The organism is Gemmatimonadota bacterium, assembly GCA_009841265.1.
Taxonomy (GTDB): Bacteria; JAAXHH01; JAAXHH01; order JAAXHH01; family JAAXHH01; genus JAAXHH01.
This window is the reverse complement of sequence record VXMB01000009.1, coordinates 1,471,153-1,491,176: the sequence shown is the minus strand read 5'-3', so window position 1 is coordinate 1,491,176 and position 20,024 is coordinate 1,471,153. Positions and strand designations below refer to the sequence as shown.

Annotated in this window: 17 protein-coding genes and 1 riboswitch; of the genes, 8 read left to right on the top strand and 9 right to left on the bottom strand. The window is 62.7% G+C overall.

The window, feature by feature from the left end:
* Nucleotides 1-116: 116 nt before the first annotated feature.
* From thiS to F4X08_11255, 9 genes are all read right to left on the bottom strand, one after another.
* Complete coding sequence (gene thiS / locus F4X08_11295) at nucleotides 117-317, bottom strand: sulfur carrier protein ThiS (protein ID MYD26385.1); 201 nt, start codon at nucleotides 315-317, stop codon at nucleotides 117-119.
* Nucleotides 301-1,482 carry a glycine oxidase ThiO gene (thiO, locus tag F4X08_11290; GenBank protein ID MYD26384.1) on the bottom strand — a complete coding sequence of 394 codons (1,182 nt, stop codon included), beginning with the start codon at nucleotides 1,480-1,482 and terminating at the stop codon, nucleotides 301-303. Before thiO ends, thiS begins: the two co-directional genes overlap by 17 nt.
* Before the next feature lie 25 nt (nucleotides 1,483-1,507).
* Nucleotides 1,508-1,604: riboswitch (TPP riboswitch) on the bottom strand.
* A gap of 92 nt (nucleotides 1,605-1,696) precedes the next feature.
* Nucleotides 1,697-3,886, bottom strand: a complete 2,190-nt coding sequence (locus F4X08_11285) for a hypothetical protein (protein MYD26383.1) — start codon at nucleotides 3,884-3,886, stop codon at nucleotides 1,697-1,699.
* Between the two features lie 32 nt (nucleotides 3,887-3,918).
* Nucleotides 3,919-5,280: a TolC family protein gene (locus tag F4X08_11280; protein ID MYD26382.1), complete on the bottom strand. Its 1,362-nt coding sequence runs from the start codon at nucleotides 5,278-5,280 to the stop codon at nucleotides 3,919-3,921.
* A gap of 170 nt (nucleotides 5,281-5,450) precedes the next feature.
* The gene (locus F4X08_11275) at nucleotides 5,451-6,590 is read right to left on the bottom strand and encodes a hypothetical protein (protein MYD26381.1); all 1,140 of its coding nucleotides are present in this window, start codon (nucleotides 6,588-6,590) and stop codon (nucleotides 5,451-5,453) included.
* A 10-nt stretch (nucleotides 6,591-6,600) separates the two neighbouring features.
* The gene (locus F4X08_11270; protein MYD26380.1) at nucleotides 6,601-7,092 is read right to left on the bottom strand and encodes a zf-HC2 domain-containing protein; all 492 of its coding nucleotides are present in this window, start codon (nucleotides 7,090-7,092) and stop codon (nucleotides 6,601-6,603) included.
* A gap of 9 nt (nucleotides 7,093-7,101) precedes the next feature.
* Nucleotides 7,102-7,773 (bottom strand): sigma-70 family RNA polymerase sigma factor, encoded by a 672-nt coding sequence (locus tag F4X08_11265; protein MYD26379.1) that lies wholly within the window; start codon nucleotides 7,771-7,773, stop codon nucleotides 7,102-7,104.
* Between the two features lie 119 nt (nucleotides 7,774-7,892).
* Nucleotides 7,893-8,870: a tetratricopeptide repeat protein gene (locus F4X08_11260; protein ID MYD26378.1), complete on the bottom strand. Its 978-nt coding sequence runs from the start codon at nucleotides 8,868-8,870 to the stop codon at nucleotides 7,893-7,895.
* A 106-nt stretch (nucleotides 8,871-8,976) separates the two neighbouring features.
* A complete protein-coding gene (locus F4X08_11255) occupies nucleotides 8,977-9,996 on the bottom strand; it encodes a hypothetical protein (protein MYD26377.1) in 1,020 nt (339 codons plus the stop codon).
* Between F4X08_11255 and F4X08_11250 the strand changes: the two genes are divergently transcribed.
* From F4X08_11250 to F4X08_11215, 8 genes are all read left to right on the top strand, one after another.
* Nucleotides 9,921-12,230, top strand: coding sequence for a TonB-dependent receptor (locus F4X08_11250; GenBank protein MYD26376.1), 2,310 nt, complete (start codon nucleotides 9,921-9,923; stop codon nucleotides 12,228-12,230). The two genes, F4X08_11255 and F4X08_11250, sit on opposite strands and share 76 nt — an antisense overlap.
* A gap of 2 nt (nucleotides 12,231-12,232) precedes the next feature.
* The gene (locus F4X08_11245) at nucleotides 12,233-13,114 is read left to right on the top strand and encodes a DUF4249 family protein (GenBank protein MYD26375.1); all 882 of its coding nucleotides are present in this window, start codon (nucleotides 12,233-12,235) and stop codon (nucleotides 13,112-13,114) included.
* A gap of 112 nt (nucleotides 13,115-13,226) precedes the next feature.
* Entirely contained in the window at nucleotides 13,227-16,076 is a 2,850-nt protein-coding gene (locus F4X08_11240; GenBank protein MYD26374.1) for a hypothetical protein, read from the top strand.
* A gap of 46 nt (nucleotides 16,077-16,122) precedes the next feature.
* Complete coding sequence (locus F4X08_11235; protein ID MYD26373.1) at nucleotides 16,123-17,013, top strand: 4-hydroxybenzoate octaprenyltransferase; 891 nt, start codon at nucleotides 16,123-16,125, stop codon at nucleotides 17,011-17,013.
* The gene (locus tag F4X08_11230) at nucleotides 17,010-17,723 is read left to right on the top strand and encodes a ubiquinone/menaquinone biosynthesis methyltransferase (protein ID MYD26372.1); all 714 of its coding nucleotides are present in this window, start codon (nucleotides 17,010-17,012) and stop codon (nucleotides 17,721-17,723) included. The genes F4X08_11235 and F4X08_11230 overlap by 4 nt, the downstream gene beginning before the upstream one ends.
* Nucleotides 17,720-18,343 (top strand): UbiX family flavin prenyltransferase, encoded by a 624-nt coding sequence (locus F4X08_11225; protein MYD26371.1) that lies wholly within the window; start codon nucleotides 17,720-17,722, stop codon nucleotides 18,341-18,343. Before F4X08_11230 ends, F4X08_11225 begins: the two co-directional genes overlap by 4 nt.
* Nucleotides 18,340-18,999: an endonuclease III gene (locus F4X08_11220; GenBank protein ID MYD26370.1), complete on the top strand. Its 660-nt coding sequence runs from the start codon at nucleotides 18,340-18,342 to the stop codon at nucleotides 18,997-18,999. Before F4X08_11225 ends, F4X08_11220 begins: the two co-directional genes overlap by 4 nt.
* Entirely contained in the window at nucleotides 18,996-20,024 is a 1,029-nt protein-coding gene (locus F4X08_11215) for a DUF993 family protein (GenBank protein MYD26369.1), read from the top strand. The genes F4X08_11220 and F4X08_11215 overlap by 4 nt, the downstream gene beginning before the upstream one ends.

Sequence of the window (20,024 nt, the reverse complement as noted above, 5' to 3'; positions counted from 1 at the left end):
TGGTCTGCTCCTTTGCCTGTACAGTCCAGGGCCTCCAAGCTTGACAGATTCAGGGTTCGTTTTCAATCGTCCATGGTCTCTTAGCGACGGGATTCCGCGCTGTGCGGAAACGATGGTCATCCACCCGCTACCGCCCGGATCACCTCGACCACGTCATCGCCTGCGAGCATGGTCGTCCCGTGTTCCTTCCTCGGGACAACCGCGCCGTTGAGGGCCACGGCGGTTCCCTCGGAAGACACGCCGAGTTCCTTCAGCAGGTCGGCGATGCTCGTTGCTCCGGACAGTTTCCTGGTCGTTCCGTTAACGGTCACGTTCATCGTTCGTCTCTCCGGAACCGGCCGGGTAGAAGCGGTCGGGCAGAAAGGGCTGCATGATGCGAGGTACCCGGTCGTGCAGAATGGCCTCGGCGAGCAGGTCTCCGGTCAGCGGTGCCAGCAGTATGCCGTTCCGGCCATGCCCCGAAGCCGCGAACAGACCCGGCGTCCCCGTGGCCCCGAGCACGGGCCATCCGTCCCGCGCCACCGGCCGCAGCCCCGACCAGGTGGAATCCAACGCCCAGGTCTTCAGGCCGGGTGCGAGTTCGAGGGCGTCCCGGAACAACTGCATGACGCCGCCCAGCGTGACCTCGTCCCTAAATCCGGCTTCCTCCACGGTAGCGCCGATGATCAACCGTCCATCCGAACGGGGAACCAGGTACACGCCGCTGGTATAGATCGTGTGACGGAACGGCGGCGCGTTGCCTGCCCGCAACGCGAGGATCTGCCCGCGCACCGGCCGGACGGGGATTCTCCAGGCGGACGCAATGCCGTCCAGGTAGCGCGCCCGGCAACCCATGGCGTTCACCACCGTCTGTGCTTTCCAGGTGCCTTCCGTCGTATCCACTCCGGCGACACGGTGGCCGTCCAGCAGGATTTTACGCGCGGTAACGCCTTCTTGGATCACGCCGCCGCCCTTCAGAACCGATTGCGCGAGGGCCGTGATCACGTCCCGGTTTTCGACCTGGTGGTCGTCCGGGTAGCGCAGCGCCATGCGGATTCCGTTCGTCAGATTCGGCTCGAGGCGCCGCGCCTCTCGTACGGTCAGCCGTTCTACGGGAACGCCGTCCCGGAGATGCCGTTCATACCGCGTCTCCAACCGCGCCTGTCCCCGGTCGCTCAATGCCGGAAAAACCACCCCGGTCGAGTTGTAATCGATCGGGCATCCGGTTTCCTCCCTGAGCGTTTCGATGAAACCGGCGTAGCGTTCCAATCCGGTCTTGCACAGGGCGAAAAAGGGATCGGGTTCATCGAATTCGCAGTGGGGCGCCAGCATGCCCGCGGCGGCCCAGGATGCTCCACGGCCGGTCCGGTGCCGTTCCAGTACCGTGACCGCACAGCCGGAGAGACACAGCCGCCTGGCCACGGCCAATCCGACGATCCCGCCGCCGATGACCACGATGTCCGATCGCTGCGCCACGGAACTCCGCCACTTCCTCACCGGCAAAGAAAAAGCCGCTTCTGTGCGAAACGGCTTCGTTCAGCCGTTTCCCTACGCTGGAATAACCCAGGTCAGGTTCGAAGGGTCGTGATTCTCAGGCTCGCGAGGAGCCGCCCCTAACGGTAAAAGGAAGTGTACGGAAAGCGGACGGCCGTGTCAACGGATACTTGCGGACCGCCCGCTGGCGCGATTCCGTCCCGGCGCCGCCCGGCCCGATCGGTCAGACCATCCCGAGGTACCTCCGGTAAAACCACTCCGCCGCGAGCAGGCAGACCAGCAATGCCAGCACGCCGGGATGGTTCCACAGCGAGACGGTGCGGGACTCCTGTACGGTGATCTCGTCCAGCTCGATATTGTCGGCCATGCGATCGATGTCCGATGGCAGGTAGAAACCGCCGCCCGTCATATCGGCCAGCTGGACCAGCAGTTCCCGGTTCATGCGGGTTCGCTCGAACTCGGCGCCGGCTTCACCCACGACGAATCCTCCCCGGTCCGTCCCGATCGATCCGCCGCTCAGCGCGGCGGACGCTTCGAAGGAGTATGCGCCCGCGGGCAGAAACTGAAGGCGTCCCGCGTATCGACCGAACCCCTGCCCCGTCGAAGTAAGGTTTATTTGAAGCGCACCTGTTTCGTCCTGCGCCGGGCGAACGGCCACGGTCAGTTCGGCCCCTTCGACCGGCCGGTAGTTTTCATCGTAGACCTGACCGTCGAAGCGGATCGTTTCACCGCCGTGGTACTGAAGCTTGTCCGAAACGACGCGTATCCTGCGGCTGCCCTCGCGCACGGTAATCCACCTTACGGCGTTGTTCCAGAACCTTTCGTACGCCGCGTTGGTCCCGCCGCTGCCCCACATCATCAGGTCCCAGCGCCACAGGTCCTGGGCGGCGATGCCGAGTACCCGGCCCTGCCCGTAACGATGCTCGGCGATGACCGGCGTGCGTTCGTCTTCGGTCCGCCAGGTCGGGTGCCTCGCGAGTACCGTCGCACCGGGTTTCGCGCGTCCGACCTGGTTCATGCCGGGCAACGGCGGCAGTTCCAGCCAGCGCCGCTCCGATTCGGCCGGGTCATCAACCAGACGGGTAATCGGATGCGTGCGGCCGGCTGCCGTCAGGTCCGGTACGAAGCTCTCTTCGGACAGGCCCCTGGCCGACGCGGCAATGACGAAGGGCATCAGATCACCGACGGGCGTTCCGGCGTATCCACCCATTTCAAAGCTGTGCGGACCGCCGAAGGCGATCAATCCGCCGCCCCTTTCCTCGACGAAGGCTACCAGGAATGGCGCCCATGGCCGGATGCGTTCATAGTCCACGCTGCCAAGGATGACGAGGTCATAGGAGAACCAGTCCGACCGCGAAGCAGGCATGGGTTCGGGAAAAGTCCGATCGTCCGGCCGAAGCAGGATGCCGGTCACTTCCAGATTGGCGTCCTTCTCCATCGAGCGCCTCAGGAAGCCCATGTCGGCACGGGGAGCGCCTTCGATATACAGCACACGCAGTCCGGACTTCAGCACTTTGATCGCGAATTCACGGCGGTTATTCCCCGCGGTGATCTCGCCATCCAGTTCGGGCACTTCCACCTGGTACCGGTGAATGCCTTCAGTCTCGGGGACGACGTGGAAAACGACGGTCCGTTCCTCTTCCCGGCCATCCAGCGTGACTTCCTCGCTTCGGAGGATGCGGCCTTCTTCCCGCAGGGTGACGGGTACGCGCACGTTGCCGAACCCGCGGCCGCGCACGCCGATTTCGACGGGGACGTTGCTCCCGGTGTAAACCACTTCGTTCACCGTCAAATGGGAAACGCTTATGTCCCGGACGCCCAGCGTGTCGCCGATGCCCACCGTGTACACGGGCATATCGAGATTCTCGGCGACCCTGAGCGGATCGCGTCCGGCGGTGAAATTGCCGTCGGTGACCAGGACTGCGGCGGCGAAACGACCGGCGCCTGAACCGCCTTCGAGAAAGGACATGGCGCCGCCGATGTCAGTACCCGTGCCTTCTGTGGACAGGGAATCGATCACGCCTTCGGGCAGGGGCGAAAGGTCTTCCGCGAACTGGTAGCGATGGATACGGTGACGGGTCTCAAGGGCATGCAACTCGTCGCCTGAAAGGACCGAGGCCAGGACTTCGTCCCGCCTGCCCAGCCGGTCCGTCAGACCCATGCTCGCCGAGGTGTCGACGAGTATGGCCAGGCGAGGCGACTCGGACCTTTCCAGCACCATTCTCGAGACGGGATCGCTCAGAACCGCCAGCGCTACGGCGGCCGCCGCGATCCGCAGGCCGATGAGACCCCAGGCGGCGGCCGGTGACAACAGGCTGAACAGCCGCCGGGAAAGCCCGTAGATCAGGATTCCTGCAATGATGAAGGCGATGAGGATCCAGATTAGGGAATCCGTTTGGATATCCACGGGCATACGAGCGTTCCGGTGTTAATGATCGGGTACGGTTACTTTCCCAGGGCGCCGTCCAGCGTCGCCTGGGCGATCAGGTAATCATACTGCGCGCCGGCCAGGTTGGATTTTGCCCGGACCAGGGCCTCCTGTGCCGTAAACACCTCCAGCAGCGTGCCGGAACCCACCCTGTAACGTTCCTCCGCCAGCCGGAGACTCTCCTCCGAGGCCACGATGTTGTCGTTGCTGAGTGTAATGACTTCCCGGGCCGTTTCCAGGTCGAGCAACGCGTTCCGGATAGTCAGCGAGGTAGTCCTCCGCGTCTGGCGCAGCGTTTCCTCCGCGATCAACTGCTGCGCTTGTGCCCGCGAGATATCAGCGTAGGTCTGCGTGCCGTTCAGGATCGGCAGGCTCAGATTCACGCCGAAAGACAGGTTCCAGTTCTTGTCATAGGTGCCGTACACGTCCTGGAACCGAATACCGGACCGGCTGTAGCCTATGCTGCCGGATACCGTGGGCCAGAGCAATCCCCTGGCTACCTTCGTCCCGAGCATCGCGGAACGGATGCCGCCCTCGTCCCGCTGGATGGCGGGATTGGTGAGGTCGGCCATCCGAAGGGCGTCCTGCAGGGACATGAGCGCCGTCGTGTCGAGCGATCCGCCTTCCAAAGGATCTACGATTTCGAAGGTTTCTTTTGACCCGATGCCCATGACGTTGGCCAGTTCGGCTCGGGCCTGCAATACCGCGTTTTCCTGGTTACGCAGGTCGATCCGTGCTGCGCCGAGTTGAGCCGTGGTCTGGAGCACTTCCACGCGGGCCACGGATCCGATCTCGTACATACTCTGGGTCCGGCGCAGTTGTTCCTCGTTAAGCCGGACGCTTTCTTCCGTCACTTCCTTGAGCCGCAGGGCCCGCAGCAGGCTGTAATATCCGGTCTTCACATTCACGATGACCTGGTTCTCTGTATTGGTCTGAGCGAACTCCTCGCTTTCGGATTCCTGCCTGGCCTGCCGGATCGTGTTCCAGTTCCGGCCGCCGTTGTACAGGTCCATATTCAGGAACACGTTATTACGGTAGTCCGTACGGGTAGTGCCCGGCGCTTCCCTGAGCACAACGCCTTCTACGATAACGGGCCTATCGCCCGACGTCGTGCGGTTGGCGCCAATGATGTTTGCGTTTACCCGTGGCATGACGCCGGTATACGAACTGAAGAGAGCAGCCTGCTGGACTTCAACCTGTTTCCGGGCGATCTCGATCTGGGGATTGTTCTGCATTGCGATCTGAATACACTGCTCCAGCGTGTACGGACCGCCCGCGGTCGCGGCGGATCCGGAGACCTGCCCGCGTGCCGCTTCTCCCTGGGTGAACAGGCCGGCCGTGATCAGGACGGCCCAGCCAATGGCATGTCGCGTCTTCATGAAATAGCTCCTTGTTACGGTGATCGACGAAGTACCATATGAGGTTCCCTATATTCGATTAGACGGAATTCCACGCGAAATCCCGCGCAACAGATCGGTTTATCTGTTAGACCGCAGAAAGCGTGGAAGGTTTCCGGGTAACTGAGAAGGAGAGGTAGGGCCAACACCCGTCACATGCGGCGACGCCAGAGGATCCACAGGCCGACCACGAGGAGGCCTGCGCCCGCACCGATCCAAGAGGTGTATCCTGTGGGAACTGGAGATGCGGTGACCGCGGGATTGATCGTGCAGAGCGAAGTGAGCAGTTCGACGGATTCGCTTACAGCCACGTCGCCGATCAGGGTGAAGAGCTTTCCGTCGTAGTGGCGCCGAAGTATGGAATAGGGGCCTCGTTCCCAGACACGCACGTCGCCATGCAATTCGGGCGCGCCCCTGGGAGACCGGTGCGACGCTTCAGAGGATGCGATCCGCTGGAAGAGCGAGATGCGCGAGAGGCCGTCGCTGTACATGAAATGCACGAGCGGCTGGCCGTGGTGCTGCATGACGCGGCGTTGCTGCAGGATGAAGCCCGGTGGAACGTAGACCGGGGCGTTCAACTTGAAATCCGCTTCTTTCTGCACTTCGCTGATGGATCCGCAGGCAATGACCTGGTTGATTTCGACGGACTTGCCCTTCCATTCTTCCGTATCGAAGAGGTCAGTTGAAATCCGCGGGTCCTGCTCGAATTCCGTCAGGAAGACTTCCTCGACCAGCACGCCCGCCTCGTTCCTTTCTTCCGTACGCATCACCAGGCCCGTCTCCTCGTCGATCCAGGCCGTCATGGTCATCCTGCCGGGATGACGGGGCTTGAAGGCCAGGACGGCCACCGGACGGTCGAGAAGCCGATCGGCGCCGGTGATCACGAGTTCGTAGTTGGTCTGGAGCAGGTCGAGACTGCTGAACTCCAGGTTCATGTCGAGTACGTTCGAGTTCGATTGGCGGCGATGCGAGTAGACTAGCGAATCCCCCGAGGCGGTACGCCGGTATATGTCATGGTCGACGCGGATGATGATCTCGCGGATCCGGCCTTCGGCATCGGGGATGTCGATGCGGTCCCGGTCAGGACGCTGATGGGTAATGATCTGGACGTAACGGGCGGTATCCCCGTCCGCGCTGAACCGCTGTTTCGTCAGGGTGGCGCGGTAGCTCACCCGGTCCGGGGCTTCCATGATCTTTTGAAAGGTGATGTCCGGATCGACGCCGCGGGCCGGCGCGATCATCGCGATACACGCCGTCGTGACGAAACAAAGGAATACAGGCCGTAACCGCATCTCGTACCACCTATTCCTTGTAGTTGACCATGACAGAACCCAGGGTACCGCTGGTAAACACGCTCTGGTCCTCGATCAGGGCGTGTTCCTGCAGGATGAAGAACATATCGTCATCCGAAAGCGTGCGCTGGACGGACGGAGGCTCGACCGGCTGGATCGACTGCCAGATAAGTCCTCCCGCAACCAGCAACAGCACGGCCGCCGCTGCGACGAACCGGCCGGGCTGCTCGCGAACAGGCGCGTCCCTTCCCTTCATGCCCGGCACCATATGGGCATGCGTCGTGCGCTCGAGCACCGCGGTCTGGACTTCCGCAACCGCAACACGCGCGGGTTTCTCCGCGCGGCAGCAGCGCAACATGCCGCGGACGGACTGCAATCCGCGCAATTCCCGGGCGCAATCGGGGCAAGATTCGATATGGCGCGCAATCTCGGCAACTTCCTCGTTGCTGCACATGCGCTCCAGGTATCGGGTAAGCCGCTTCTTTATCTGGTTGCAGTTCATGGAGCGTTCCTATAGATCAAGGTGTCCGGCCAGGCGCTTGGACAACACGCGCTTCAACTTGAGCCGTCCGTGATGCAGCCGGGACATCACCGTACCCTCGGGACACTGGAGGATTTCCGCGATCTGCCTGTGGGAAAGGCCTTCCAGGTCGAACAGCACGACAACGGTCCTGTGCCGCTCCGACAGGGTATCCAGCGCGGCCATGATCGACCGCTTCAATTCATCGCTTTCCAGGACCTCATGCGGGTTCTTCTCGGAAGAGGCCAGATTGGAGACCAGAAACTGTTGACCGGCGCCGCCGTTCCGCGAGCCGTAATCCGTAAAGGAGAACATGCGGCGGCGGGCTTCCCGCTTGCGGAAGTTGATGCACTTATTGATCAATATGCGGTACAGCCAGGTCGAAAACCTGTACTGCGTGTTGAACCGCTCCCGCGTCCTGAATACTTCGAGGAACGCGTCCTGGACGAGGTCGCGCGCGTCATCGTGACTCGCGAGCATCTGGTATGCCACGGAATAGGCCTTCTCGCTGTAACGCTTCGTCATTTCGTCGAAGGCCGAGCCATCACCCGCTTTGGCCCGTTCCATCAACCCGCGTTCTTCCTCGCGCCGGTCTTCGCCTGCGCCGCGCGCAGCCGGTTTTGTCCGTCCCTCGACCGAATGCACTTTCTTGACGGTGTTCATCCGGTTACAGACCCTCCTGATCCTTCCCTTTCCTGCCCATTAATTAAACCCGTATACATATTTTGGTTTGTAATCTTCAACAATTCAGCCTGACCAAAGCCCTTTCGCGGTATCGAAAATCAGACCAGGCCAATTTCGTTGGATTTTCGGTACATCTCGAGCGCCTTGTCGGCCTGCTTGCTTTTGTCGTAGATCGTGCCGAGATACCGATACGCCTGCCCGTTGCGCGGGTCATGGCGAAGCAGGGCTTCAAAGTGCTCGATCGCTTCCGTGTGCTTCTCCACGTGACAGTACGCCTTGCCCAACTGGAGATGTACCTCGGCCTTCGTCCGGTCCACGTCCAGGGCACGGGAGAGCACCCTGATCGCGTCGTCGTAGGTACCGATCGTGATGTAGAGCACGCCGAGCAGGTAGCAGGCCCGGTAGGCATATGGGTCGTACTCCAGGACGCGAAGCAGGTCGGTCCTGGCATCCTCGTATTGTCCCATCTCCACGAACAACTCCGCCCGGTCCAACAGCGTGTCCAGGTGGCCGGGATCGTTTCCGAGCGCGCGGTTATAGTGCTGGAGGGCGGTTTCCTGAGCGCCGAGGCGAAAGAACATCCTGCCCAGGCTGCCCGTCGCGGTGGCGTGTCCAGGTTTCCGTTCGAGTATACGCCTGTACTGCTGGATCGCCTGTTCGATTTTGCCTTTGTTCGCGAGGACTTCAGCCCTGGTCATCATGGCCGAGATATCGTCGGACCGTTCTCTGGGCGTCTCTTCGACCTGTTGTTTTGCCGGCCCGGCGGCCACCGGCCCGGTTTGCTCCTCGGAAACGGGAGACTGCTGCGCGACGATGTCCTTTAACGTATCGAAGGGCAAGAAGTGGGGGATTTGACGGTCGCTCAGGCGCAATTCCACGTTGGTATTCAGGTCACGGGCCGTGCGTGCTTTCCTGACCTTCACGCTGAAGGCGCCGAATCGGTGCAGATTCACCCGTTCGTCCTGGTGCATCGCCTCGGTAACCTCCGACAGGAATCCGTTCAGCACGACTCTTACCTTGTGCCTGGATACCTGCAAATCGGATGCCACTTCTTTTACAAGCGAATCTCTGTTCATGATGCTCCGAACATGCGGCCGGTACCGGCCGCATGTCAAGCAAGAATGAACGGCACGCGCACATTTGGCCGCCGGTCCGACGCCGGACGACAGGCGCGCACGGACGTTACGTCGGGGATCGCTCGTCGGATGCGGACACGTAGTACCGGTACAGGTCTTCGATTTCTCCTTCGCCGGCTACCTCGTCAAGCACCAGGAATCCGTAACGGAGATGGAGGCTGTCCGATGCGGGGATCGTAAGGTCTTCTTCCATGAGCGGCCCGGTGCCCAGGAGATTGCGCCGGGTAAACCACTGCACCGGGTGGCGAAGGTTCCGCGGATGGTCCATCATGACCACCATGCCGCCCTGGGCGCCCGCGGCGGCGACCCATCTGTCCCGCGTTCTCATGATGGCTTCGTGACCGCTGAGGCCGCTGCCGCTGGTATGGTGCGCATCGGCGAAGGGCGGTCCCATGCGCAGGACCAGCCCGCTGTAACGGGCGGCGCGCGACGCGCCCAGGGTGACTTCTTCCTCGACGGGGGTAATCACCGAGTCGATGAGCCAGAGGCAGCGGTCAGCCTGGCCAGCCTGGTCAGCCTTGCTGACCGCCGCGGTCTCCAGGAAATCGAACCGCCGCGCCTCCCGGATTACCGGGCGATCGTTGCGGTCCAGCCAGGTGAGGCGCTCGCCGACGGCGACGCCGGATTCGAGGTCGGAAACCTCAGTGAACTCATCGTGACGCTGCACGCCGTGGCTGCCGGGAATGGGAACGTACTCGCCGTGCTCCGGAAGGTACCATGAACCGCCCCAGAAATTCGTATCGTTTACGTGTACCCAGCCGAAATACAACCCCAGATGCCAGGTGTGGTCCTCGGGGCGGTATTCACTGATCAAACCGCCGGAAGGGGTGTAAACCGGATGAAAACAGGGTTTGGGCGACTCGTCCCGGGGCAGATGGCCGGTCGCAGCGTTGTACCGGCACAGCAACTGGCCGCCGCTCCGGGCCGCGTAGACCTCGAAGCCCTTCCCCTCGTTGACTTCGAGACGAAGATGGCTTAGGTTTCTTTTGAATGCGTCCCGGGGCATGGCTGGTCCGGTTACGTGGTGAATTCGAATCGACGAACCTGGTGCAGGTCCGATCGGCATCTATGAAGTGCTACGCAGTACTGTTTTCCCTGCTGTTGATCCCCGCCTCGGCGCAAGCCGCCACGATAAGCGGATTCATCACAGACCGCGACAGTGGCGAGTACCTGCTTGCCGCCAACGTGTTCCTGAGTGGCACGTCCCTCGGCGCCCTGAGCAACGATAACGGCTTCTACGCGATTACCGGGATTCCCGGGGGTTCCTACGAACTCGTCGTGTCCTACATCGGATACGAGACGTACCGGGACACGGTGAGTCTCGGTCCCGAAGCCTTTCTCCAGCGGGACGTGGAACTCGAACCGACCGTTCTGATCGGCGAAGAAGCCGTCGTAGAGGCGGAAAGATACCGGGACGAGCGGCTTGCCCAGCCCGGTTTCGTCGCCCTCCAGGCCGCGGTGCTAAAGGAGTTGCCCGCCATCGGGGAAACCGATCTGTTGCGCAGCCTTCAGCTCCTCCCGGGCATCCAGGCCTCCTCGGACATCAGCAGCGGCCTGTACATACGGGGAGGCGGCCCCGACCAGACCCAGATACTGCTCGACCAGATCCCCCTCTACAACCCTTCGCACGCATTCGGTTTCTTTTCCATCTTCAACCCGGAAGCCATCAAGGACATGCGCCTGCACAAGAGCGCTTATCCCGCCAGTTACGGCGGCAACCTCGGCGCGGTCCTCGACGTGACCAACCGCGACGGCAACCGAAACAAACTCGGCGGATCGGGCGGGATCAGCCTCATCTCGATGCGCACTATGATCGAAGGCCCCATTGCGAGCGGCTCGTTCATGGTCTCGGGACGGCGTACGTACCTGGAACCGATCCTGGCCTATATCCGGTCGCGCGTGGAGGATATCCCGGGATACTATTTCTATGATGTAAACGCGAAAATCAACCAGAATCTGTCCTACTCCGACAATCTGGTCCTGAGCGGATACTTCGGCCGGGACGATCTCAACCTCGAAACCAGCGAGGACGACCTCTTCAACGTTCGCTGGGGCAACTCGGCGGTCACGGGCAAATGGACGCACCTGTTCTCGCCGACGCTCTTCGGCAATTTCATGGTAGCCGGCAGTGACTACACGAGCCGGCTTTCGGCGAATTTCGACGGCACGGAGATCCTGTTCAGGAACAGCATTCGAGACATCAGCGTCAAGGGCGACCTGGACTACGTCGCCGATGGGGCGCACGCGCTGAAGGGAGGTTTCCGCGCTTCGGCATATCGGTTCAGTTTCATCAGAAGCTTCAACCAGGATGACCAGCTCGACCTCAGGCTGAAACCCTATGTGATCTCGGCATATGCCCAGGATCAGTGGCAGGTCCGGGCTTCCACCTCGGTACGCCTCGGGTTGCGCGCGAACTATTACAGTGAACGCGAAACGATAGACCTGGAACCTCGCCTGTCCATCAGCCACCGGCTGTCCGAAGGACTGCGCCTGAAGGCCGGCGGCGGGAGGTACCACCAGTATCTGCAGCTCATCACGACGGAAGGCTTCAGCGGCGGTGATTTCTGGGTGCCGCTCGACGGTAGCGTGTCCCCCGGACAGGCGTGGCACTACGTTATCGGGGCAAGCTGGGATCCGGCGCCGAGTTACCGGCTCTCGCTCGAGTCCTACTATCAGCGGCTGGGCAACCTGGTGGTCGTGGACAACACGCGGGCGGTGGGCGGCGACGAAACCCGGTCGGAGGATGTGTTCATCACCGGTGGAAAAGGCTATGCCACGGGCGTGGAGGCGTTCGTGGAGCGCATGTCGGGCAGGTTGACCGGATGGATCGGCTACACGCTCGGGTGGACGCGAAGGCAGTTCCCGGAAGTGAACCAGGGCAAATGGTATCCTCCGAAATACGACCGCCGCCACGATCTTGTGGTCTCGGCCAACTACCGGGCCGGCCGCTGGTCATTCGGCGGCAATGTGATCTTCGCTACCGGCCAGGCCTTCACACCCGCCTCCGCCCGATACGAATTGCGGGAAACGGCCCGGACCGGCATACGGGAGGACTACTTCCTGCCCGCGGACCGCAACACCTCGCGGCTGCTGCCGTACCACAGAATGGACCTGAGCGTCAAGCAGGACTTCCGCCTGTTCGACCGGGACTTTCAGTGGTATCTGCAGGTGTTCAACGCGTACAACCATCGCAACGAGTGGTTTGTCCAGTATGATACGGAAGACGAAGAGGTGACTACCGCTGAAGTCGTGAAGATGCTGCCCATCGTGCCCACCGTCGGGCTGAACTACAACTTCTGACCATGAGTAAAACGACCACGCTGTCCCGCTGCATCACGGCCGTCCTGACGGCCGTCCTGCTCGCCGGAATCGCCGCCCATCCGGGTTGTTCGGGGGAGCGGGATCCGGCAACGCTCTTCGGTCCGGACGAGCGCGAAACGATCGTCGTGGACGCCGTGCTGTATGTCGATCACGTGCTGCCTGAGATCATCGTCACCCGGACCCGCACGGCCAATGCGGTGTCGACCCGGGAAGCCACCTCGGTGAATGATGCCGAAGTCACCGTCATACAAGGACTTGCGGAGTACAGGTACGCGAGTGTCGGTCACCTGGGCCGTTACCTCCCGCCGCCCGGCGCGCCGAGGGTACGCCCCAACACCGAATACCGGCTTCGCGTGCGGGCGCTTGGAGAGGAAGTCCGCGGGGTCACGAGCACACCGGATCCCCTGGTCATCAATGAGATCGCGGTCCTCGAAGAGCCGTCCATGGAGGTTATCCGCCGTCTGGATCCCGATTCCGCCGAAGGGAACAGGATCCCCTATCAGGAGGGCCTGATCGAGGTCCGTTTCGATCCGCTCGACGTGGAAGCCTACCAGGTGATCGTCCTGGAACCCGGTTCCGAAGACGGTGGTTCTCCTCCCCTGGAAGCACGGGACGGCCGGTTGCTGCTGCCCTGGTTCGCCATCGGCTCGTCCGGAGAACACAAAGTCGAAGTGTACGCGCTGGACCGGAACCTGTTCGATTTCCTCAGAAGCGTGGAGGCCTCCGGACAGAACGCCTTCGGCTTCGGCAGCCTGGCGGGCGATACCTTCGAAAGACCGGTTTTCAATCTCGACGGCGGGATCGGCGTATTCGGTTCGGCCTCCCTGGATTCCTTCGGCTTCTTCGTCATTCCGGAAAGTTGAAGCGACCCAGCTTCCTGGCGGCCCGTTGCTTTGACAAATCCCTCCCAGCCGCCTATCTTCCATTGCCCGTTCCTTTCGTTGAACATGACCTTCCACCGAACTGCGCGGATTCATGTCTGCACCAACGCCCAACAACATCCCTGCCAGCGAGTTCTCCCTCCCGTTTACCATTCTGGCGATCCAACCGGATGACCTGTCCTCGCCACCGGACGAGACCTATACGGTAGCGCTCCTCGGGCACGATGAAAAACCGGAGGTACGCACCGGTCTGGATATAGAAGTGATCGGGAGCCTGGTCGCTGCGCACGCCTCCGGATCCCTGCTCGCCGCCTATGGACCGGAATACTACCTGACCGAGCGTCTCTGGCGGATCGCGGCCGGCACCGACGCCGTTGTGCTGGACGTTCGTCTGCTCGCCCGGATCCTGCTGCCCGGACTGAGGGACTACGAACGCGCAACGGTCGAACGATACGTCGACCCGGAACCGGTGGAGACGGGGACCGAAGCCGATGGCGCGCTTAAGACGGCGGTGCTGTGCCGGGTACTGGTGGAATTGCTGGCGTCCCAGGATCCCGACACCATGGAGACGCTAATCCTTTTTGCGGAGGGCACCGGAACCGGGCTGGAGCGCCTCCTTGCCCGGATGACGGCCCGGATTGCCGGTCGCGGTGATGCTGCGTCCCGCGTAGACCGTTCGGCCCGCTCGAGGGAAAGACCGCCGATCGCCCATACCGTGCTCGGTCCGCCCACGATCGGCGACGGCTCGTGCGACACGGCCGAAGCGGACGGTGATCTCGATCCGATGGACACGGAGGAGCTGGCCCGCATGTTTGAGACCGGCGGGCTGTTCGAAAGCAGCATGGAAGGTTACGAGCAACGGCCGCAGCAGGTATCCATGGTCCGCAGCGTCGCCGGCGCGTTCAACGATGGCGAGGTATTGCTGGTGGAAGCGGGTACGGGCACGGGGAAATCACTTTCCTACCTGACGCCGGCCCTGATGTGGGCGGTGCGAAACGATCAGCGGGTCATCGTATCCACCAACACGAGGAACCTGCAGGAACAACTGTTCTACAAGGACCTGCCCTTCCTGCTGGAGAATCTGGGGCTGCCCTTCCGTGCCACGCTGCTCAAGGGCCGGTCCAACTACCTGTGCCTGGACCGGTGGCGGCAGGTCACGCGGCAGCCCGCGGACCATCTGACCGCGGAGGAACGGGAAGCCGCGATCCCCCTGGCCGTGTGGGCGCGGGAAACGCAGACGGGGGACATCTCGGAGCACGCGGGATTCAACCGGGGCGCCGGAGCCGGCCTGTGGGAGAAAATCAACGGCGAGGGGACCGCCTGCCCCCGGTGCGTGTTCAAGGAAGCGTGTTTCGTCAACCGTGTCCGAAGGGCGGCCATGGCTTCCCACGTGGTGATCATCAACCACGCTTTGCTTTTTGCCGATCTCCAGTCCGACCATGCCGTGCTGTCCCGGTACGACCATCTCATCATCGACGAGGCCCACAACCTGGAGCGCGCCGCCGTGCAGCACCTGACCCTGGAAGTGGGAGGCTGGCGCATGCGCCGCGTACTGGGCAGAATGCATGCGCCCGAATGGGGCGGGACCGGTGTGCTTGCAGGGCTGGATAGACTGGCCAAAAAAGCGGCGGACAACCTGGATTGGAAGTCTCCGCTGGAGGCGGGCACCCGCATGGCCATCGACCGGATCACGGAGGTGAACCGCCGGATCGAGGACTTCTTCCGCATCGCCAGCGACGAAGCGTTCGGCCAGTCGGACGATGGATCGGTCCGTCGGACCAAACTGAGGTACCGGGCCGAAGACGAGTATGCCCGTATCCTGAGGTCATCGGCGCGGGTGCTCATCGAGGGTCTCGCCGGCCTGCGCGAGTCCCTCGGCATGCTCCACGCGACGCTGGACCAGGTCCACGATTCGTGGCTGGACGACCGGGAATCACGGGGGAACGCCATCGTGGCCGCCATGGACTTCTGCACGGCAATGGAAGAGGCACTTTTCGTACTGACGGAGGCGAACGAGGGAGAGCGCGTCTACTGGGTTGAAGCCGCCAGGTCCCAACCCCTGTCGTGCGTCCTGACCGCCGCGCCGCTCCGGGTGGCGGACCGGCTGCACGACGACCTTTTCCGCCCTTTGCGTACGGCCGTGCTCACATCGGCCACGCTGACGGTCGGAGACCGTTTCGACTATCAGCTCGAACGGCTGGGGCTCGACCGGATCGATCCCCGGCGGCTCCAGGTGCGGGGCATCGGTTCGCCCTTCGATTACGCGGACCAGGTGCTGGTCTGCGTGCCTGCCGCCTTTCCGACGCCCAGATCCGATGCTTTTCAAGACTCGGTCAGCCGGCTCATCCTGGACCTGGTCGTTTCCACTATGCGGAGCACCCTGGTCCTGTTCACTTCGTACACCCAGTTGAACCGGACCTTCCAGGACATCGAACCGGACCTGGCGGAACACGGAGTGGCCGTGCTGGCGCAGGGCACGTCCGGACCGCGCTCGGCGCTGCTGGATCGTTTCCGCAGGTCCGATACCGCCGTTCTGCTGGGCACCGACAGCTTCTGGGAAGGGGTCGATGTGCCGGGAAAGTCGCTGGAGATGGTCATTCTGGTCAAGCTGCCCTTCGCGGTGCCGACCGAACCGCTGGTCCAGGCGCAGGTGGAACGCCTGGAAGACGCGGGGCGCAACAGTTTTTTCGAATACCAGGTACCGGAGGCGGTCATCAAGTTCAGGCAGGGCTTCGGCCGGCTCATCCGTTCCACCCGGGACTACGGCGTCGTCACCATACTGGACCAGCGCGTCGTCGGTACGGCGTACGGACGCCTGTTCCTGGATTCCCTGCCGGCTGGATCGGAGATCTATCCCGACGCGGACGGCCTGGTGGAGGGGGTGACCTACTGGTTCCGCGCGAGAGATAAACGCCGGGTCGAACGCGGTTCATTCATCACGTAGCTTGCACGTCATACGCAGGTTGCACGCTATACCCAGGTTGCACGTTATGAATCAGAAGTCGCCATCGCCCCTGTCCGCGATCGGATCCGTGGTCGTATTCGGCAGGATGATCAAGCTTTCCCACAGCGTTTTTGCGCTGCCCTTCGCCATGGCCGGCGTGGTCCTGGCCACCCGGAGTCATGGGATCGAAGGGCTGCAACTGGTGTGGATCGTCATCGCCATGGTGTCCGCCCGGAGCGCGGCCATGGGATTCAACCGGCTCGCCGATCGCGTGATGGACGGGAAGAACCCCCGCACGTGGGACCGGGCGTTGCCGAAGGGACGGATCGCGCCCCGCGCCGTCGCCCTTATCGTGGGCGCGTGCTGCGCTCTGTTCGTCTTTTCCGCCTACCAGCTCAACGAACTGTGCCTCAAGCTGTCGCCGATCGCCCTGCTGGTGATCCTGTCGTACTCCTATTTCAAGCGCTTCACCTGGGCCACTCACCTGGTCCTGGGCCTTGCCCTCGCCATCGCTCCGGTAGGCGCGTGGATTGCCGTGACCGGCGCCTTCGATCCCGCGCCGCTCTGGCTGGCGGCGGCCGTGTTGACCTGGGTGGCGGGCTTTGATATAATATACGCCTGCCAGGACTACGAATTCGACGTCGCGCAGGGCGTCCACTCGATACCCCGCCGCTTCGGGATCCGGCCGGCTTTGATGGCGGCCCGCCTGCTCCACGCGGTCACGGTCGTGTTCCTGCTGGCCGTCCATCAGGTTTTCGATCTGCACGCGCTTTATCTGTGCGGCACCGTACTGGCAACCGGGATGCTGGTTTACGAACACACGCTCGTCAAGCCGGACGACCTTTCGAAGATCGATGTCGCCTTCTTCAACACGAATGGCCTGGTCAGTGTCGTCTATTTCGTTTTCCTGCTGGGCGATATCCTGTGGCCGATATGAGTACCGCAGACGAAAAGTCCCGGCACATCCGGTGCATGTTCGATCGCATCGGGCACCGGTACGACCTGCTCAACCGCCTGCTGAGCGGATATGGCGATGTCCGGTGGCGCAGGGCCGCGGTCCGCGCGCTGAACGCGTCCGCGGAAGACCTGCTGCTCGACGTGGGCATCGGCACGGGCGACCTGGCGCTGGAAGCGATGAAGGGCCGGCGGAAACCGCGGTTGATCGTGGGGGTGGACGCGGCGATGGGGATGATGCGTATCGGCCGGAAGAAGTCGGCGCATCCCGAGCGGCGGGCCATCCGATTCATCGGGGGAAGCGCCGAAGCCCTACCCCTGCGGTCCGGGATCTTCGACGGCGCGATGGTGGCGTTCGGCGTGCGCAACTTCACCGACCGCGCCGCAGGTCTGCGTTGCATCCGGCGCGTGTTGAAGCCCGGGGGCAGGCTGGTGGTGCTGGAGCTTTCCGTTCCCCGTTATCCGGTGATTCGCCAGCTGTACCGGCTCTACGCCGCGCATGCCATTCCCTGGATCGGCGGCCTGATCTCGGGAGACGCGGACGCTTACCGGTACCTTCAGGTTTCGGTGGAAGCGTTTCCTGAACGGGAGCGTTTCCGAACGCTTATGGAGGACGCGGGTTTCGTGGACACCGGCTGGCGTGACCTTACGCTGGGGGTAGCCACGGTCTACTGGGGGGACAAGCGGTCATGAAACATGTCATCGTCGCCGTCACCGGCGCCAGCGGCGGCCTGTACGCGCTCCGGCTCCTGCGCGCTTTGTTGTCCGACGGCCATCGGGTCAGCGTCGTGCTGTCCGGCTTCGGCCGGTACGTACTCCGGGAGGAAACTGGCCTGGGAACCGGCGGCGACCTGCAGGACGGACTGGCCGGCCTCTACGGCGACCAGGTGAGGGAGGGCACGCTCACGGAATTCAAGATCGGGGACCTGGCGGCGTCGATCGCAAGCGGATCGGTGCGCACCGACGGTATGGTCGTCATACCGTGCTCGATGAAGACGCTGTCCGCCATCGCCCATGGCACCTCTTCCTCCCTGATCGAAAGGGCCGCGGACGTCACGCTCAAGGAGGCCAGACCCCTCGTGCTGGTACCCCGGGAAACTCCGCTGAACGTCATCCACCTGCGCAACCTGCTCGCCGCCGCAGAGGCGGGCGCCCGCATCGTGCCGGCCATGCCGGCGTTCTACCAGAAGCCTTCCAGTTTCGACGACCTGGCCGACTTCATAGCAGGACGTGTGCTGAACCTGCTCGGCATCGAACAAAACCTCTTTACCCCCTGGGACGCGCCATCCGGCGAAGGGGAGTCCGCGGAATGAAAGACCGGGATATTCACCAGGTGATCTCCATCCTTGAAGACGAGACTTCCGGGTGGACCGAAACGGCGTTGACGTTGGTGGCGGAGCAGACCCGGCGCGATCCGTTCCGCATACTGATCGGCACCGTGCTCAGCCTCCGGACGAAGGACGAGACGACCGCGGCGGCCTGCGAGCGGCTCTTCGGGTTGGCCGACACACCCGCGGCCATGCGGTCCCTGCCCGAGGAGACCGTGGACCGCGCCATCTATCCCGTGGGGTTCCATGCCACGAAGGCGCGCAACATCCTGCAGATCTGCCGGATCCTCGTGGAGGAGTATCGGGGTATCGTGCCGGACGAGATCGACACGCTGGTCACGCTCCCCGGCGTGGGCAGGAAGACCGCGAACCTCGTGGTCACGATCGGTTACGGAAAGCCGGGCATTTGCGTCGACACCCACGTGCACCGCATCTCCAACCGCTGGGGGTATATCGCCACCCGGAATCCGGACCAGTCGGAATGGGCCTTGAGAGAGAAGTTGCCTTCCGAATACTGGATCCGGTATAATGACCTGCTCGTCATGTATGGCCAGAACCTGTGCAAACCCGTATCGCCCTTCTGCAGCCGCTGCCGCCTGTCGCCCTACTGTGAACGGGTCGGCGTGGAGAAACACAGATGACGGCGGAATCCGCGTATCCGGTTTCGCGTATCCGGTTTAATGGAGGAGAAGCATCAATGGAAGCATCACTGAATACGCCCAGGGGGCTCGGCCGCGCGCCTCATATCATCGCGGCGTTGTCCGTACCCGTGAGCGAAGCGGGTGAAATCGACTTCGAAGTCTTCGCCCGGGACCTGGAAAGAACCGCGGGATACGGGATAGAACCCGCGGTGCTCATGGATACCTACCAGATCAACCACTGCACGCTGGAGGATCAGGTCAGGGGGTTGGAAACGACGCGGGAAGTCATGAACGGGCGGGCTTTTACGGCGGGTGTCTACGTAGAGGACGAGATCCGGGGAGACGGGATCGAGGACATCATCCGTGCGTACCAGGCCAAGATAGAGCAGCTGGAGAACCGTTACGGCGCGAGTCCGATCGTATTCCAGACCGAGCGTTTGAAAGACGCGGACGCCGCCACGGTGGTCCGCGTCTACGAGGGGCTGGCCGAAGCCTCCCGCGGCGTCCTGAAGGCATTCGAACTAAGCCCGGTCTTCGCGCCGAACGGCTGGATGTTCCCGGATGACGCACTGATCGAGATCCTGGCCGGGGACAAGTGGGCGGGCGCAAAACACTCGTCCCTGGATCCGTCCATGGAATGGGTGCTGCTGCGGAAGGTCCATCGAATCGGAAAGAAGCTGTACACGGGGAACGACTACGATTTTGCCTCCATGATCTTCAACGGAAGCGACGCGCTGCTGGGTATCGCGACCTTCATGCCCGACAAGTTCAGAGCGCTTGGGGATGCCTTGCGGGACGGCGAACTTGCGCGGTACCACGACCTGGGGAACCGGATGGAGTTCCTGGGACGGGTCGCGTTCCAGCCGCCCGTGCCGGCCTATAAGCACAGCGCGGCCATGGTGAAGAAGATGCGCGGCTGGTACCCCACGGACTACGTGCTGCCCGACAATCCCCTCAGGCGGGACGAGGCGCACCGGGAAGCGCTGCGGGAAGCCCTCGAAAACCTGGACATTCCCTGCGGCTAA